Source organism: Pseudomonas sp. C9-3 (assembly GCF_032392015.1).
GTDB classification, from domain to species: domain Bacteria; phylum Pseudomonadota; class Gammaproteobacteria; order Pseudomonadales; family Pseudomonadaceae; genus Pseudomonas; species Pseudomonas nitroreducens.
On record NZ_CP135919.1, the window covers coordinates 4,412,496 to 4,429,471 of the forward strand.

13 protein-coding genes and 1 tRNA gene are annotated in these 16,976 nt (G+C 64.3%); 6 read left to right on the top strand and 8 right to left on the bottom strand.

What is annotated here, in order from left to right:
• Positions 1-9: 9 nt before the first annotated feature.
• The 4 genes from secD to queA all read right to left on the bottom strand — a co-directional run bounded on the left by secD (position 10) and on the right by queA (position 4,491).
• Positions 10-1,872 (bottom strand): protein translocase subunit SecD, encoded by a 1,863-nt coding sequence (secD, locus tag RS899_RS20260; RefSeq protein ID WP_315807922.1) that lies wholly within the window; start codon positions 1,870-1,872, stop codon positions 10-12.
• Between the two features lie 64 nt (positions 1,873-1,936).
• The gene (yajC, locus tag RS899_RS20265; RefSeq protein WP_024762947.1) at positions 1,937-2,278 is read right to left on the bottom strand and encodes a preprotein translocase subunit YajC; all 342 of its coding nucleotides are present in this window, start codon (positions 2,276-2,278) and stop codon (positions 1,937-1,939) included.
• A 38-nt stretch (positions 2,279-2,316) separates the two neighbouring features.
• Positions 2,317-3,435 (bottom strand): tRNA guanosine(34) transglycosylase Tgt, encoded by a 1,119-nt coding sequence (tgt, locus tag RS899_RS20270; protein WP_139092989.1) that lies wholly within the window; start codon positions 3,433-3,435, stop codon positions 2,317-2,319.
• Between the two features lie 12 nt (positions 3,436-3,447).
• Positions 3,448-4,491 (bottom strand): tRNA preQ1(34) S-adenosylmethionine ribosyltransferase-isomerase QueA, encoded by a 1,044-nt coding sequence (gene queA, locus RS899_RS20275; RefSeq protein ID WP_169937040.1) that lies wholly within the window; start codon positions 4,489-4,491, stop codon positions 3,448-3,450.
• A 106-nt stretch (positions 4,492-4,597) separates the two neighbouring features.
• On the opposite strand from queA, the gene RS899_RS20280 reads away from it, so the two are divergent.
• Positions 4,598-4,683: transfer RNA gene (locus RS899_RS20280), tRNA-Leu, on the top strand.
• A gap of 44 nt (positions 4,684-4,727) precedes the next feature.
• Here the strand turns inward: RS899_RS20280 and RS899_RS20285 are convergent.
• Positions 4,728-6,278, bottom strand: coding sequence for a cyclic diguanylate phosphodiesterase (locus RS899_RS20285; protein ID WP_315807923.1), 1,551 nt, complete (start codon positions 6,276-6,278; stop codon positions 4,728-4,730).
• A 161-nt stretch (positions 6,279-6,439) separates the two neighbouring features.
• Between RS899_RS20285 and RS899_RS20290 the strand changes: the two genes are divergently transcribed.
• On the top strand, positions 6,440-6,952 hold the full coding sequence (locus tag RS899_RS20290) for an RDD family protein (RefSeq protein ID WP_315807924.1): 513 nt from the start codon (positions 6,440-6,442) through the stop codon (positions 6,950-6,952).
• Between the two features lie 120 nt (positions 6,953-7,072).
• On the opposite strand, the gene lptG is transcribed toward RS899_RS20290, so the two are convergent.
• Both lptG and lptF read right to left on the bottom strand, forming a co-directional pair.
• Positions 7,073-8,140: an LPS export ABC transporter permease LptG gene (gene lptG, locus RS899_RS20295; RefSeq protein ID WP_315807925.1), complete on the bottom strand. Its 1,068-nt coding sequence runs from the start codon at positions 8,138-8,140 to the stop codon at positions 7,073-7,075.
• On the bottom strand, positions 8,133-9,257 hold the full coding sequence (gene lptF, locus RS899_RS20300) for an LPS export ABC transporter permease LptF (protein ID WP_024762888.1): 1,125 nt from the start codon (positions 9,255-9,257) through the stop codon (positions 8,133-8,135). Before lptF ends, lptG begins: the two co-directional genes overlap by 8 nt.
• 190 nt (positions 9,258-9,447) lie before the next feature.
• Between lptF and RS899_RS20305 the strand changes: the two genes are divergently transcribed.
• The 4 genes from RS899_RS20305 (at position 9,448) to RS899_RS20320 (ending at position 14,861) form a co-directional block, all read left to right on the top strand.
• A complete protein-coding gene (locus RS899_RS20305) occupies positions 9,448-10,938 on the top strand; it encodes a leucyl aminopeptidase (RefSeq protein WP_024762887.1) in 1,491 nt (496 codons plus the stop codon).
• Positions 10,939-10,972: 34 nt separating this feature from the next.
• Positions 10,973-11,401: a DNA polymerase III subunit chi gene (locus tag RS899_RS20310; protein ID WP_024762886.1), complete on the top strand. Its 429-nt coding sequence runs from the start codon at positions 10,973-10,975 to the stop codon at positions 11,399-11,401.
• A 19-nt stretch (positions 11,402-11,420) separates the two neighbouring features.
• Complete coding sequence (locus RS899_RS20315; protein ID WP_315807926.1) at positions 11,421-11,792, top strand: DNA polymerase III subunit chi; 372 nt, start codon at positions 11,421-11,423, stop codon at positions 11,790-11,792.
• A gap of 219 nt (positions 11,793-12,011) precedes the next feature.
• Positions 12,012-14,861 (top strand): valine--tRNA ligase, encoded by a 2,850-nt coding sequence (locus RS899_RS20320; protein WP_315807927.1) that lies wholly within the window; start codon positions 12,012-12,014, stop codon positions 14,859-14,861.
• A gap of 62 nt (positions 14,862-14,923) precedes the next feature.
• On the opposite strand, the gene RS899_RS20325 is transcribed toward RS899_RS20320, so the two are convergent.
• On the bottom strand, positions 14,924-16,828 hold the full coding sequence (locus RS899_RS20325) for a M14 family metallopeptidase (RefSeq protein ID WP_315807928.1): 1,905 nt from the start codon (positions 16,826-16,828) through the stop codon (positions 14,924-14,926).
• Between the last annotated feature and the right edge of the window lie 148 nt (positions 16,829-16,976).

Sequence of the window (16,976 nt, forward strand, 5' to 3'; positions counted from 1 at the left end):
TCTGGCCCCTTAGATCCACAGCTTCTTAACGTCGCGGCCGCCGTAGATCAGGTTCACCATTGCGCGGGTGACCAGAATGGCAGTGAACATCGAGGTGAGAATACCCAGGGACATGGTGACGGCGAAGCCCTTCACCGGGCCGGTGCCCATGGCGTAGAGGATGCCGCCGACCAGCAGCGAGGTCAGGTTGGCGTCGATGATCGCGGTGAAGGCACGGTTGAAGCCCTCGTGGATCGCCCGCTGCGTCGACATGCCCGCCGCCAGCTCCTCGCGTATCCGCGAGAAGATCAGCACGTTGGCGTCCACCGCCATGCCCATGGTCAGCACGATACCCGCGATACCCGGCAGGGTCAGGGTCGCACCGAGGATCGACATCAGCGCCACCAGCATGACCATGTTGAAGGCCAGGGCGACGGTGGCGATCACGCCGAAGAAGCGGTAGATGACGATGATGAACAGGGAAACGAAGACCATGCCCCACAGGGAGGCGTCGATACCCTTGGCGATGTTGTCGGCACCCAGGCTCGGGCCGATGGTGCGTTCTTCAGCGAAGTACATCGGCGCAGCCAGGCCACCGGCGCGCAGCAGCAGGGCCAGTTCCGAGGACTCGCCCGGAGCGTCCAGGCCAGTGATGCGGAACTGGTTACCCAGCGGCGACTGGATGGTCGCCAGGCTGATGATCTGCTTCTCTTCCTTGAACGCCTGTACGGCGACTTCCTGCTCGACGCCGTCGACGACCTGCTTGGTATAGCGGGTGATCGGCTTCTGCTCGATGAATACCACCGCCATGCTGCGGCCGACGTTGTTGCGGGTCGCGCGGTTCATCAGCTCGCCGCCGTGGCCATCCAGACGGATGTTCACCTGCGGACGGCCGTTCTCGTCGAAGCTGGCGCTGGCGTCGGTGACCTGGTCACCGGTGATGATCACGCCACGCTCCAGGGTCGCCGGCGGGCGACGCGGCTCGCGGAAATCGAAGGTTTCAGTGGAGGACTTGATCGCGTCCAGCTCGGCGGCCAGGCGGAACTCAAGGTTCGCGGTCTTGCCGAGGATACGCTTGGCTTCGGCAGTGTCCTGCACGCCCGGCAGCTCGACGACGATGCGGTTGGCGCCCTGGCGCTGTACCAGCGGCTCGGACACGCCCAGCTCGTTCACACGGTTGCGGACGGTGGTGAGGTTCTGCTTGATCGAGTATTCGCGGATTTCGGCCAGCTTGGTGGCGGTCATGGCCAGGCGCAGGACCTGCATGCCATTGCGCTCGCTCTGGGCGGTTTCGAAATCGCGGAAATCCTTGGCGATGATCGACTTGGCCTTGTCCAGGTCGGCTTCTTCAGTGAAGCCCAGCTGGATGCCGCCGTCCTGTACCGGCAGGCTCCGGTAGCGCACGCGCTCTTTACGCAGGGCGCTCTTGACCTCGTTCTCGTAGACCTTCATACGAGCGTCGACGGCCTTGTCCATGTCCACTTCCAGCAGGAAATGCACACCACCGGACAGGTCCAGACCCAGCTTCATCGGGTGGGCGGCGATGTTGCGCAGCCAGTTCGGCGTGGTCTGGGCCAGGTTCAGGGCGACTACGTAGTCGTCACCCAGCGCACGGCGGACGATGTCCTTGGCCGGCAACTGGTCTTCCTGCTTGACCAGGCGGATCAGGCCGCTGTTCTTGCCCAGCGAGCCCGCCTTCACGGCGATACCGGCGTCGGCGAGCGCCTTGCTGGCCTTGTCCACGTCGGCCTGGGTGACCTGCAGCGCAGTGCTCGCGCCGCTGATCTGGACGGCCGGATCGTCAGGATAGAGGTTGGGTGCGGAATAGATGAAACCGACGGCCAGGACCGCCAGGATCAGCAGATACTTCCACAGGGGATACTTGTTGAGCATGACACCGCCCGTTATGACGCGGGGCGCATCTTGCGCCCCGTCGGTTGGGTTTCTAAGAGGTGGATCAGATCGCCTTCAGGGTGCCTTTCGGCAGGGTCGCGGCGATCGCGGCCTTCTGGAACTTCAGCTCGACGTTGTCGGAAACCTCGACGACGACGAAGTCATCGGCCACTTTGGTCACCTTGCCGGCGATACCGGCGGAAGTGACGACTTCATCGCCCTTCTGCAGGCCGGACAGCAGGTTCTTGTGCTCCTTGGAGCGCTTGGCCTGGGGACGCCAGATCATCAGGTAGAAGATGACCAGGAAACCGACCAGGAAAATCCACTCGAAGCCGGTACCGGCCGGGCCAGCTGCAGCGGCCGGGGCTGCGGCGTCAGCGTAGGCAGCGGGGATCAGAAAACTCATTGGAAACTCCTGTCTCAAAGCTTTTTCGATGAATAAGGTCAGTCCGCCAGCGGCGGCACGGGTAGGCCGCGCTTGGCGTAGAAGGCGTCGACAAAGTTCGCCAATGTACCCTGTTGGATTGCCTCGCGCAAACCAGCCATAAGCCGCTGATAATGCCGCAAGTTGTGGATGGTATTGAGCATGCTGCCGAGCATTTCGCCGCACTTGTCCAGGTGGTAGAGGTAGGCGCGGGAGAAGTGCTTGCAGGTGTAGCAATCGCAGGTCGGGTCCAGCGGAGATTCGTCGTGCTTGTGCACCGCGTTGCGGATCTTGATCACCCCGGTGTCAACGAAAAGGTGGCCATTGCGCGCATTGCGGGTGGGCATGACGCAGTCGAACATGTCGACGCCCCGGCGCACACCTTCCACGAGGTCCTCGGGTTTGCCCACACCCATCAGGTAACGAGGTTTGTCAGCCGGCATGTGCTGGGGCAGGAAGTCCAGCACGCGGATCATCTCTTCCTTGGGCTCGCCCACCGACAGGCCGCCGATGGCCAGGCCGTCGAAGCCGATTTCCTGCAGGCCCTCGAGCGAGCGCATGCGCAGTTCCTCGTGCATGCCGCCCTGGACGATACCGAACAGCGCCGACGGGCTGTCGCCGTGAGCAGCTTTCGAGCGCTTGGCCCAGCGCAGCGACAGCTCCATGGAGCGCTTGGCCACGTCGAACTCGGCCGGGTACGGGGTGCACTCGTCGAAGATCATCACGATGTCCGAGCCCAGTGCGCGCTGCACGGCCATGGACTCTTCCGGGCCCATGAAGACCTTGGCGCCGTCTACCGGCGAGGCGAAGTACACGCCCTCTTCCTTGATCTTGCGCAGCGCGCCCAGGCTGAACACCTGGAAGCCGCCGGAATCGGTGAGAATCGGGCCTTTCCACTGCATGAAGTCATGCAGGTCGCCGTGCTTCTGGATCACCTCGGTGCCCGGGCGCAGCCACAGGTGGAAGGTATTGCCGAGGATGATCTGCGCGCCGATACCCTCGATGTCGTGCGGGAGCATGCCCTTCACGGTGCCGTAGGTGCCCACCGGCATGAAGGCCGGGGTTTCCACCACGCCACGGGGGAAGGTCAGGCGACCGCGACGGGCCTTGCCCTCAGTGGCCAGCAGTTCGAATTTCATGAAACTCATGGATCAGTCCTCGGGGCCGCGCGGTGCCGGGTTGCGGGTAATGAACATGGCATCGCCGTAGCTGAAGAAGCGATAGCCCTGCTCCACTGCCGCCGCATAGGCAGCCATGGTCTCGGGATAGCCGGCGAAGGCGGAGACCAGCATCAGCAGGGTGGATTCGGGCAAGTGGAAATTGGTCACCAGGGCGTCGACCACGTGGAACGGCCGGCCCGGGAAGATGAAGATGTCGGTGTCGCCGCTGAACGGCTTGAGCACGCCGTCACGGGCGGCGCTTTCCAGCGAGCGCACGCTGGTGGTGCCGACGGCGACCACCCGGCCGCCACGCGCCTTGCAGGCGGCCACGGCGTCGACCACGTCCTGGCTGACTTCCAGCCATTCGTTGTGCATGTGGTGATCTTCGATGCGCTCCACGCGCACCGGCTGGAAGGTACCGGCGCCGACGTGCAGGGTCACGAACGCAGTTTCCACGCCCTTGGCGCGGATGGACTCCAGCAGCGCCTCATCGAAGTGCAGGCCGGCAGTCGGCGCAGCAACAGCGCCCGCGCGCTCGGCGTAGACGGTCTGGTAACGCTCGCGGTCGGCGTCCTCGTCGGGGCGGTCGATATAGGGCGGCAACGGCATGTGACCGACGCGCTCCAGCAGCGGCAGCACATCTTCGCTGAAGCCCAGCTCGAACAGCGCATCATGGCGTTGCAGCATTTCAGCCTCGCCACCGCCGTCGATGAGGATCTTCGAGCCCGGCTTGGGGGATTTGCTGGAACGCACGTGGGCCAGCACGCGATGGCTGTCCAGCACGCGCTCCACGAGAATTTCCAGCTTGCCGCCAGAAGCTTTCTGGCCAAACAGGCGGGCAGGAATCACCCGGGTGTTGTTGAACACCATCAGGTCACCCGGCTGGAGGAAGCCGAGGACGTCAGCGAATTGCCGATGGCTGAGCTCGCCGCTCGGACCGTCCAGCACCAGCAGACGGCTGGAGCGGCGCTCGGGAAGCGGATGGCGGGCGATCAACGCCTCGGGCAGGTCGAAATGAAAGTCAGCGACGCGCATGGGAAGAGCTATCTCGAAGGGGCGCGTATCTTACTGGAAATGCCAAATTCTGACCATTCGAGCCGATTGACCGGCGCAGAGCGGCTCCCTATACTGCGCGCCCATTGCCTCGGTGGCGGAATGGTAGACGCGGCGGATTCAAAATCCGTTTCTGGCGACAGAGTGAGAGTTCGAGTCTCTCCCGGGGCACCATCCTCCCTCTCCTCAGTGGAGGGAACACTTGAAAGCCCGCTCATTCAGCGGGCTTTTTCGTTTCTGGCCTTCAGCACTTCGATGAAGGCCGCCAGCGCCATCGGCTTGCCGAACAGATAGCCCTGCAGCACGTCCACCTCGCATTGCGCCAGGTAGCGCCACTGCTCCTCGGTCTCCACGCCTTCGGCAACGATCCGCAGATTCAGCTTGCCGCACAGTTCGACGATGCTGTCGAGGATGTGCGAGGACAGTGCATCCACTCCGATCATTGCGACGAAACTGCGGTCGATCTTCAGCGCATCCACCTTGAAGCGGTGCAGATAGGCCAGGCTGGAGTTACCGGTGCCGAAGTCGTCGATCGCCAGGCAGACCCCCTGGGCATGGAGATTGTCGAACAGCTCATCGATGGCCGCGCTGGAGACGATCAGCTCACGTTCGGTCAGCTCCAGAGTCAACTCAGGACGATGCGGCAGGAATCGCGCCTGGAACTCCTGGCACTCCTCGAACAACCCCGGTTCGGCAAGGTGCCGAGCGCTGATGTTGAAGCCCAGGTGGAAGCCATCACCCAGCAACTCGCCGTGTGGCGCCAGGCCATCGGCAACCTGGTGCATCAGGTCGCGGGTCATCGGCACGATGAGCCCGGAGCGTTCGGCCATGGGAATGAACAGATCCGGCCCGACCATCCCTTCGCGCGGGTGAATCCAGCGCATCAGTACCTCTGCACCGATCCAACGGCCGTCCTGTGCGTCCACCAGCGGCTGCAGGTAAGGGACGAACTCCCCCGCCAGCAAGGCTCTCTCCAGCTCCAGGCTCGGGGTAGCGGAACGCCCCCAGAGCCAGAAACAGGCAAGGCCGGAGACACCGCCCAGCATGAGCATCAGCGCCACCAGCGGCAGCGAGTCTTCGCGGATATGCCGCCACTGCGCTCCGGCAGGGAAGCCACCGATCACCGCATACGGAAACTGCTCCGAGCGCCGCTCGACGTGCCCCAGGGGCAACGGTAACGGCTCGCCGTCGCGTACCGCGCCCTCCTCGTCCATCCACTGCCGTCCGACCTGCAGTTGCAGGTCACTGCGCTGATCGACCAGTTGCAGGGTATTGCTCAGGTAGCGGCCATCCACGGTGGCTAGCGCTGCGTAGCTGCCCTGGGGTCGACGCAGGATCAACAGGGCAGAGTCCGGCGTGACCCGGTTCCCAGCCATCATCCGCAACTGCCCCTGTGCATAGAGAGAAGGGTCCAGCAGCTCGTCGAACTCGCCAAACAGCGACGTGCAGTAGATGTCGTCGTCGCGGGCCAGGTTGACCGAGCGGACGAACGGCACCACGGCGACCTGCTCCCTGAGCACCAGGGTCGCCTCGTCGCAGGACTCATCGGCATGCAGTAGCGCCACGCGGGCCGCGCCATTGGCATTGCCGAGCATCACATCGAACAGGCGCACGGCTTCGTTCGCAGCAGTACTGGCCTCGACGGTCAGGCTGCGCAAGGCCTGCCAGTAGATGATGGCGCTGCCCAACAGCAGCGGCAGCAGCGCCATGGAAAGTGAAAAGACCAGGCGAGGCAGCAGCCTGCGCCGGGTGTAGCTGCGTAGCGGCATCCTTGATCCTTGCTCGACGGCACCGCGACCTGCGGCGCATTGCCACTCCCCCATGGGCAGCGACGTGGTTTGAGCTTAGAACAGCCTCCGCCGCAGGGCGCCGTGCGAAGGAATCCGTATAATCCCGGCCCCATCGATCCCAGCCTCCATAGAAGACGCTCATGCCCAAGCAGCAGCTCCAGCCCGTGGGAGATTTTCCGCCCGCCACGCTCGTCCGTCGCTTTGCCGCGATGTTCTACGACTTCCTGCTCTGCGTGGCCTTGCTGATGGTGGTGACGCTCATCTACCAGCAAGGCTTCCTGCGCCTGATCTATGGCAGCGAGAAACTCCGCATGCTGGCCGACCAGGGCGCGCTGACCGGCGACCCGTTGCTGTCCAGCCTGCTGTTCATCAGCGTGTTCGCCTTCTTTGCGAAGTTCTGGACCCATAGTGGCCAGACCCTGGGCATGCAGGTCTGGGGCGTGCGCGTGCAGAACGCGGACGGGACGCGCATCAGCCTGATGCAGGCACTGCTGCGCTTCGTCATTGCCATTGCTTCCTGGGGCTGCGTCGGCCTGGGCTTCCTCTGGATGCTCTGGGACAAGGACAAGCGCACCTGGCAGGACCGCTACTCGGAAAGCGTGGTGATCCAGATCCCCAAGGCGGTGCGCAAGGCAACACAAGGCCGAGGCTGACCTCGACACACAAAAAAGCCGGCGATTGCCGGCTTTTTGTTTTGCCTAGGAGCGAGCTTGCTCGCGAACAAAATCCACTCGGAGCCGAGAGGTTCGCGAGCAAGCTCGCTCCTGCAAGGCTTATCCGGCCCGCTTCAACAGCAAGGTGCCGAGGAAAGCACAGATCGCCGCCGGTACCAGCACCGCCAGCAGCGGCGGGAAGTTGAAGACCTGGCTGGACGGGCCGAGCAGGTCCTGGGCAATACGGAAGGTGAAGCCCACCAGCACGCCGGTGAACACGCGCTGGCCGAGGGTCACGCTACGCAGCGGGCCGAAGATGAACGAGATCGCCATCAGCACCAGCGCCGCCGTCACCAGCGGCTGCAGGATCTTGGTCCAGAACGCCAGCCAGTAGCGGTTGGAGCTCAGGCCCTGGTCCTGGAGGTAGTGGATATAGCTCCACAGGCCGGTGATCGACAGCGCTTCGGGCTCCATCACCACCGTATTGAGCAGTTGCGGGCTGAGCTGGATATTCCAGGCCTCGCTGGGCTTGCTCACGACCTCACTGCGTTTTTCCGCAGCATGCAGCACCGTGGTGGTCACGTCCTGCAACTGCCACTGGTTGTTCTCGAAGACCGCCTGGCGGGCGAAACTCGCGGTCTGCAGGCGACGGTTCTCGTCGAAGTCGTAACGCGTCACCCCCAGCAGCACGCCATCCGGGCGCACCACGTTGATGTGGATGAACTCATGCCCCTGGCGGTGCCACAAGCCAGACTTGGAACTCTGCGAGCCGTTGCCGCTCTGCGCCAGGGCGCGTCCGCTCTGGGCGGCGGTTTCGGTGTAAGGAATCACATACTCGCCCACCAGGATGCCGGCGAACATCAGCACCAGCATCGGCTTCATGACCGCCCAGACGATGCGCTGCAGCGATACGCCGGCGGCGCGCATGATGGTCAGTTCGCTGTTGCTGGCCAGGGTACCCAGCCCCACCAGGCAGCCGATCAGCGCCGCCATGGGGAGCATGTCGTAGGCCCGGCTCGGCCCCGTGAGCAATACGAACTTGAGGGCCTCGGTCAGCGTATAGCTGTCATCGATCTGTCCCAACTGGTCGACGAAGGCGAACAGTTCGGCCAGGCCGAGGATCACCCCGAGTACCGCGAGAATGGAAACGAAGACAGTCGTGCCGATGTAACGATCCAGCTTACGCATGCTTCAGCTCCCCGCCCGACTTCGCTCGCTTGGCGGCCAGCTTCAGACGCAGCGGCTCCCAGTACAACAACAGCAGGCCGATGGCCAGGAATATCCCGTGGATCCACCACAGGCCGAGGGCCATGGGGATCTTGCCCTTGTCGAGCATGCCGCGCCCGGCAATCAGCAGCGCCAGGTAGGCCATGTACAGCAGCACCGCCGGCAGCAGCTTGAGGAAGCGGCCCTGGCGCGGGTTCACGCGCGACAGCGGCACCGCCAGCACAGTCACCACGAACACCAGCAGCGGGATGGACAGGCGCCACTGCAGCTCGGACTTCATGCGCGGATCATCGCTGCCCAGCAGGTCGGACGTGGGAATGGCATCGCGGTCGTCGATCTCGCTGCTCACTTCCGGCTTGGGTAGCAAAGCGGCGTAGGTGTCGTACTTGATCTCGCGGTAATCGGCCTGGCCAGGCGTGCCGTCGTAGCGGTAGCCGTCCTTGAGGATCAGGTAGCGGCTGCCGTCGGCATGGATTTCCTGCACGCCAGTGGCGCCGACCAGCACCGAAGTGCCGCCGTCCTTGCCGTTGCGCGGGCGGTTCTTGTCCGAGATGAACACCCCGCCCAGCTCGGTGCGTTCGTTGGCCAGGGTCTCGGTATAGGTCACCCGCGTACCGTCGCGCATCGACTGGAAGCGCCCCGGTGCCAGGGTGTCGAATTCGGTCATCGCATCCTGCTTGTTCAGCAGCAGCTGCATCTGGGTGATGCCCTGGGGCGCCAGCCACAGGCTCAGCCAGGCCACCAGCAGGGCGATGAACAGTGCCGGCGCCAGGGTGATGGCGAGCAGGCGCTGCTGACTCATGCCGGTGGCGGTGAGCACGGTCATCTCGCTGTCCAGGTACAGGCGGCCATAGGCCAGCAAGATACCGAGGAACAGGCCCAGCGGCAGGATCAGCTGCAGGAAGCCCGGCAGGCGCACGCCCATGATCATGAACAGCGAACCCGGATCGAGCAGGCCTTGGGCCGCCTGCGCCAGGTACTTGATGAAACGGCCGCTCATGATGATGACCAGCAGCACGGCGCTCACCGCGCTCATGGTGATCAGCACTTCACGGGACAGGTAACGGAAGACAATCAAACCGGACACTCCAGGGTTGTCACGCTCAGGCGGCTACGCTCAAACTAGCCGCCGTGAAGCATTGCCGGGTGCGCGCGGACGCGACCCAGCGCAAATAGCCGGCATTATCCTGCGATTCGCCAGGCCTGTCACTGCGCAGTCCATCTTCATTCGCAGACCCTTCTGCTCTTTGTCCCGGGGACACTCAGCCATGGAATTCCTTGTAAAAAGCGTACGTCCGGAAACCCTGAAGACCGCCACCCTGGTCATCGCCGTGGGCGAAGGCCGCAAGCTCGGCGCCAGCGCCAAGGCCGTCGACGAAGCCACCGGCGGTGCCATCGCCAACCTGCTCAAGCGCGGCGACCTGGCAGGCAAGGTGGGCCAGACTCTACTGTTGCAAGATTTACCCAACCTTAAGGCCGAGCGCGTGCTGCTAGTCGGCGCCGGCAAAGAGCGCGAACTCTCCGACCGCGCCTACCGCAAACTGGTTTCCGCCGTCCTCGGTAATCTGAAGAACCTGGGCGGCGCCGACGCCGTGCTGGCCCTGGGCGACCTGGCCGTGAAAGGCCGCAATGCCCACGGCAAGGCCCGCCTGCAGGTGGAAACCCTGGCCGACGGCACCTACGTCTTCGACCGCTTCAAGAGCCAGAAGGCCGAAGCGCCGAAGCTGAAGAAGATCACCCTGCTCGCCGACAAGGCCGACGCCGCCGCTGTCGAACAGGGCGCCAAGGAAGCCCAGGCCATCGCCAACGGCATGGCGCTGACCCGCGACCTGGGCAACCTGCCGCCGAACCTCTGCCACCCGACCTTCCTCGGCGAACAGGCCAAGGCGCTGGGCAAGGAATACAAGGGTCTCAAAGTCGAGGTCCTCGACGAGAAGAAACTCCGCGAGCTGGGCATGGGCTCGTTCCTCGCCGTCGCCCAGGGCAGCGACCAGCCGCCGCGCCTGATCGTGCTGCAGTACAACGGCGCGAAGAAGAAGGACGAAGCCCCGCACGTCCTGGTCGGCAAGGGCATCACCTTCGACACCGGCGGTATCAGCCTCAAGCCCGGCCTGGGCATGGACGAGATGAAGTTCGACATGTGCGGCGCCGCCTCCGTGTTCGGCACCTTCCGCGCCGTGCTGGAGCTGCAGCTGCCGATCAACCTGGTCGGCGTGATGGCCTGCGCCGAGAACATGCCCAGCGGCGGCGCCACCCGTCCGGGCGACATCGTCACCACCATGAGCGGCCAGACCGTCGAGATCCTCAACACCGACGCCGAAGGCCGCCTGGTGCTGTGCGACGCGCTGACCTACGTCGAGCGCTTCAAGCCGCAATCGGTGGTGGACATCGCCACCCTGACCGGCGCCTGCATCGTCGCCCTGGGCTCCAACACTTCGGGCCTGATGGGCAACAACGACGCGCTGATCAAGCAACTGCTGAAGGCCGGCGAAGTCGCCGACGACCGCGCCTGGCAACTGCCGCTGTTCGACGAGTACCAGGAGCAGCTGGACAGCCCCTTCGCCGACATCGCCAACATCGGCGGGCCGAAGGCCGGCACCATCACTGCCGGCTGCTTCCTGTCGCGCTTCGCCAAGAAGTTCCACTGGGCGCACCTGGACATCGCCGGCACCGCCTGGATCAGCGGCGGCAAGGACAAGGGCGCCACTGGCCGCCCGGTTCCACTGCTGACCCAGTACCTGCTGGACCGCGCCAAGTAATGGCACAGTGCAATCTGCCGATGGGATCGAGCGCATGACACGTGTGGATTTCTACGTCATCCCCAGCGCCGATCCCGACGCACGCCTGACCATCGCCTGCCGCCTGGCCGAAAAGGCCTGGCGGCAAGGCATGCGCATCTTCGTGCTGTGCAGCGACGAGGCCCAGCGCGACGCGCTGGATGCCCGGCTGTGGAACTTCCGTGGGGAAACCTTCATCCCACACAACGCGGTGGAAGAAGACGCCGACTCGCCCATCGTGCTGGCCCTGGGCGAGCCGCCGGAGAGCCACCGGGACCTGCTGATCAACCTGACCCTGGCCATTCCCGCCTTCGTCGACCGCTTCAACCGGGTCGCCGAACTGGTGATCGAGGAACCGGCGATTCGTCAGGCCGCGCGGGAGAATTTCCGTCGCTACCGCGAGCAGGGCTATCCTTTGCAGGACCATCGCCTGCCGCGCCCTTGAGAGCGTCACCGCCAAGACCATGGACAACCGCAAGCCCCCGCACGACCCCGACCACCTGCTGGAAGACCTGAAGAAGATCCAGGACCTGCTGGACGAATCGGGGGCCGAGCCGCCCCTGCTCACCGAATCCTTCGAGCCGGACAACATCCCGTTGCTCTCCGACGTCGTCACGCCCGCGCCCCAGGCTCCGGCGCCGCCTGCCATCCAACCGGTCGAGCCGAACGCCGTGCCCCCGTCCAGCGAGCTGAATCGCCTGGACCTGGAGCTGCGCGCCGCCGCTCAACTGATCCTGCAGGATGTCATCGACGACTTCGCCCCGCAGATCGAAGCCGAACTGCAGCGCCGCCTGGAAGCGCGGATGCAGCGCCTGCTGGCCCAGCGCAAGCCTTGACCGCTGCACCCTATACCTTTGCTGTAGGAACGAGGGGGCGCCTGGCCCTTGCTCGCGAACGCTCTTCTGCAAGCTCGCAGTGCGGGCGGTTCGCGAGCCAGCTCGCTCCTACATGCCTCTTTGCGGGCACACGGCCATCCGCGCCGGTGGCCTGAGCGCCCCGCCTCCCGTTATACTCAGCGGTTTTCCGTCTAGCCTTATCAGGGTCCCGCCGCGCTCATGGACAAGACCTACCAGCCCCACGCCATCGAATCCCACTGGTACCCCCTGTGGGAGAAAGAGAACTACTTCGCCCCGCAAGGTTCCGGCGAGCCGTACACCATCATGATCCCGCCGCCGAACGTCACCGGCAGCCTGCACATGGGTCACGGCTTCAACAACGCCATCATGGACGCGCTGATCCGCTACCGCCGCATGCAGGGCCGCAACACCCTATGGCAGCCGGGTACCGACCACGCCGGCATCGCCACCCAGATGGTGGTGGAGCGCCAGCTTGCCGCGCAGGGCATCGCCCGCCATGACCTGGGCCGCGAGAAGTTCCTGGAGAAGGTCTGGGAATGGAAGGACCAGTCCGGCGGCACCATTACCCGCCAGATTCGTCGCCTGGGCTCCTCCGTGGACTGGTCGCGCGAGCGCTTCACCATGGACGACGGCCTCTCCGAAGCAGTCAAGGAAGCCTTCGTGCGCCTGCACGACGACGGCCTGATCTACCGCGGCAAGCGTCTGGTCAACTGGGACACCAAGTTCCACACCGCCATTTCCGACCTGGAAGTGGAGAACCACGACGAGAAGGGCCACCTCTGGCACCTGCGCTACCCGCTGGCCGACGGCAACAAGACCGCCGACGGCAAGGACCACCTGATCGTCGCCACCACCCGTCCGGAAACCATGCTGGGTGACAGCGCGGTCGCCGTGCACCCGGAAGACGAGCGTTACGCCGCCCTGATCGGCACCTTCATCGACCTGCCGCTGGTGGGCCGCCGCATCCCGATCATCGCCGACGACTACGTCGACCGCGAGTTCGGCACCGGCTGCGTGAAGATCACCCCGGCCCACGACTTCAACGACTATGAAGTCGGCAAGCGCCACAACCTGCCGCTGATCAACATCTTCGACAAGAACGCCGCCGTGCTCGGCACCGCCCAGGTGTTCCAGCTCGACGGCAGCGTCAACGCCGAGTTCGATGCCAGCCTGCCCGCCGCCTATGCCGGCCTCGACCGCTTCGTCGCACGCAAGCAGATCGTCGCCGACTTCGAAGCCGCCGGCCTGCTCGAGAAGATCGACGACCACGCGCTGAAAGTGCCCAAGGGCGACCGCTCCGGCACCGTCATCGAGCCGTGGCTGACCGACCAGTGGTACGTCTCCACCAAGCCGCTGGCCGAACCCGCCATCGCCGCCGTGGAAGACGGCCGCATCCAGTTCGTGCCCAAGCAGTACGAAAACATGTACTTCAGCTGGATGCGCGACATCCAGGACTGGTGCATCAGCCGTCAGCTGTGGTGGGGCCACCGCATCCCGGCCTGGTACGACGATGCTGGCAACGTCTACGTCGGCCGCAACGAGGCCGAAGTCCGCGCCAAGCACAACCTGGGCGACGCCAACCTGCGCCAGGACGAAGACGTACTGGACACCTGGTTCAGCTCGGGCCTGTGGACCTTCTCCACCCTCGGCTGGCCGGAACAGACCGAATACCTGAAGACCTTCCACCCCACCGACGTGCTGGTGACCGGCTTCGACATCATCTTCTTCTGGGTGGCGCGCATGATCATGCTGACCATGCACCTGATCAAGAATGGCGATAGCACCGCGCAGATTCCGTTCAAGACTGTCTATGTCCACGGTCTGGTGCGCGATGGCCAGGGCCAGAAGATGTCCAAGTCCAAGGGCAACGTCCTCGACCCGCTGGACATCGTCGACGGCATCACCCTCGACGAGCTGCTGGAGAAACGCACCAGCGGCATGATGCAGCCCAAGCTTGCCGAGAAGATCGCCAAGCAGACCAAGGCCGAGTTCCCCGAAGGTATCGCCAGCTACGGCACCGACGCCCTGCGCTTCACCTTCTGCTCGCTGGCGTCCACCGGTCGTGACATCAAGTTCGACATGGGCCGCGTCGAGGGCTACCGCAACTTCTGCAACAAGCTGTGGAACGCCGCCAACTTCGTCATCGAGAACACCGATGGCAAGGACACTGGCGTGAATGGCGAGCCGGTCGAGCTGTCCTCGGTGGACCGCTGGATCATCTCCGCCCTGCAGCGCACCGAGATCGAAGTCGCCCGTCAGCTCGATGCCTTCCGCTTCGACCTGGCCACCCAGGCCCTCTACGAGTTCATCTGGGACGAGTACTGTGCCTGGTACCTGGAACTGGTCAAGCCGGTGCTGTGGGACGAGAACGCGCCGATCGAACGCCAGCGCGGTACCCGTCGCACCCTGGCGCGCGTGCTGGAAACCGCACTGCGCCTGGCGCACCCGTTCATGCCGTTCATCACCGAGGAAATCTGGCAGCGCATCAAGACCGCCGCTGGCAAATCCGGTGACACCCTGATGCTGCAACCCTGGCCGATTGCCGACGAGGCAAAGATCGACGACGCCGCCGAAGGCGACATCGAGTGGGTCAAGGCGCTGATGCTGGGCATCCGCCAGATCCGCGGTGAGATGAACATCTCCATGGCCAAGCGCATCGACCTGGTGCTGAACAACGCATCGCCCGAAGACCACCGCCGCCTGGCCGACAACGAGCCGCTGCTGATGAAGCTGGCCAAGCTCGAGACCATCCGCGTGCTGGACGAAGGCGAAGAGCCGCCGATGTCCGCCACCGCGCTGGTCGGCGACCTGCAGGTGCTGGTGCCGATGGCCGGCCTGATCGACAAGGCCGCCGAAATGGCCCGCCTGGACAAGGAAATCCAGCGTCTGGAAGGCGAAGTCAAACGCGTCGGCGGCAAGCTCGCCAACGAAGGCTTCGTCGCCAAGGCCCCGGCGGATGTGATCGAGAAGGAACGCGCCAAACTGGCTGAAGCGGAACAGGCGGTGACCAACCTGATCCAGCAGCGCGAGAAGATCGCCAGCCTGTAAGTTCTGGAAAGGTAAAAACAACGGCGCCCGCGGGCGCCGTTGTCATTTCTGCGGGTCTGGCTTCAGTACACCGTCCCCACCGGATACACGTAGGCATTCACGTCATAGAACGGCGTGCGCTGGTAAAACCACTGCAGGCGCGCCTGGGCGTCCTTGGCGAAGGCCTTGTCGTCCTTGAGTTTCTTCTCGAACTCGGCCTTGAGCTTCGGGTCCTCGGCGAGCATCTTGCGCGCCATCGGTTCCATCACGTACTCCTCCGGCTCCTCGGCAACCACCAGCGTCGAGTTGAAGAAGCCCCAGGACCAGAACGAGTCCGGGCTTTCCGCCGTCAGCAGGTTGATCGCCAGCACGCCCAACGGCTGGTCGGTGTCGATCACCACCGAGCCTGCCGGATAGGTCTGCAGGCGCTGGAACGGCTTGCCCACGCCACTGACCAGCAGGTGCCCCTCGTAGCCGGGAATCTCGTTGGTGGCAGCGCGGTCCGGCTCGAAGCCGCCGGCCAGCTTGATATCGTCCATACGGTTCAGGGTCACCTCGATGGGCGTGGCCTTGTCCAGGGTCTTCATCTGGATGCCGTGGGACTTCAGGCGCGCAATCACTTCGCTCCACTGCACCGGCACCACGAACTGCTTCGGTCGTTTCACCACCAGGTCCGGCACCGAGTTGTCGCTGATCGGCACACTGAGTTGCTTGGGCTTGTTGCTCCAGACGATGGTCTTCTTGCCGGTGATCGGCGATTCCTCGTAGCGGTAGTCACCCACGGTGAACGGCGTGTGCTGCTCTTTGCCGGGCTTCCAGGTGAGGATCACGTCCTTCTGCTCGGCCAGGCGCTCGCGGTCCTTGGTGATGGCCTGCTTGAGCGAGTCGGCGTTATCACCGATCACCTGGAACATCGCCTTGAGCATCACGTAGTTGCCCAGTACCTGGGTTTCGTAGGGATGCAGCGCGTGCTGTTCGATGAGGATCGACGGCACGTTGCGGATGTCGCCGTACTGGTTGGAGAACCGCGCCAGGTCGGTGCGATAGGGGTAGTAACCCTTGGTCGGGTCCTGGTTGTCGTTGAAGCTGATGCACTCGTGGACCACGTGGCCGTCGCCTTCCAGCTCCTTGTAGACCGGCGGCCGCATGACCTTGTCCATCCACTCGCTGGAGGCCGGCGACCAACCATTGCCGTTGTGGCAATAGGAGCTGTCGTAGGGGTACATGGCGCCGTCGGTGGAGTGGGTGTCGGCGAAGAAGCTCAGGTCGTACTGGTTGAACACCGAGGCGACGTTGCGGATTTCCGCGCTGTCGAGCTTGGTGAAGTCGCGGTTAAGGTTGTAGTTCAGGCCGTTGACCCGCCAGCCGGTCACTTCCGGGCCGTTCTGGTTGATCCGCCCGTAGGGGCTGCGGCGCAGGTCGCCGTCGATGTTCACGGTGGGTATGAAGAGGATGTTGACCTTGTCCAGCAGCCCCGCCAGTGGCTTGTCGCCGGTGGTCATGTCGCGCAGCAGCATGAACATCGCGTCCTTGCCGTTGGCCTCACCGGGGTGGATTTCCGCCTCGACGAAGATGGTCGGTTTGCCGGACTTGTTCAGCCCCGCCGCCGACTTGTCCGCCTCGCGGCTGGCCGTGACCAACAGCATCGGCTCGCCGGTGGCGCTGTTCTCCGGCAGGTCGCTCAGGGTGATGGCGCCGCCGGATGCATCCGCCAGCTTCTGCAGCCAGGCGCGGGTCTGGTGATAGTCGGAGGTTTCCTTGAAGCCGCTGGACTCGGCCAGGGTGACCAGCGGATTGTCAGACTTGGCGATGTACTTCGTACTGGCGAGCTTCTGCTCGAACATCGCCGGCAGGATGCGGGTCTTGGCCGCGGCGCTGTAGCCGCTGTCATCGACATACCCCGGCGCCGAAGGCAGGGCGGCGTAGAGGGGCAGGCTGGAGGTGGCGAAGAGGCCGGCGAGCAGCGCTCGGGACGAGAGGTGGTACATGGGAGGTTCTCCTTCTGCAGCAAAACGTCCTGCGGGCGCAGGTGCGTCCGTGCATCAACCATAGTCAACCCTGGGGAATTGCCAGCGCGGTTCGTCGTCGCGCCCGCTCTACGGCGGCCCATGCATTCCTCGGAGGAATGACCTTGCG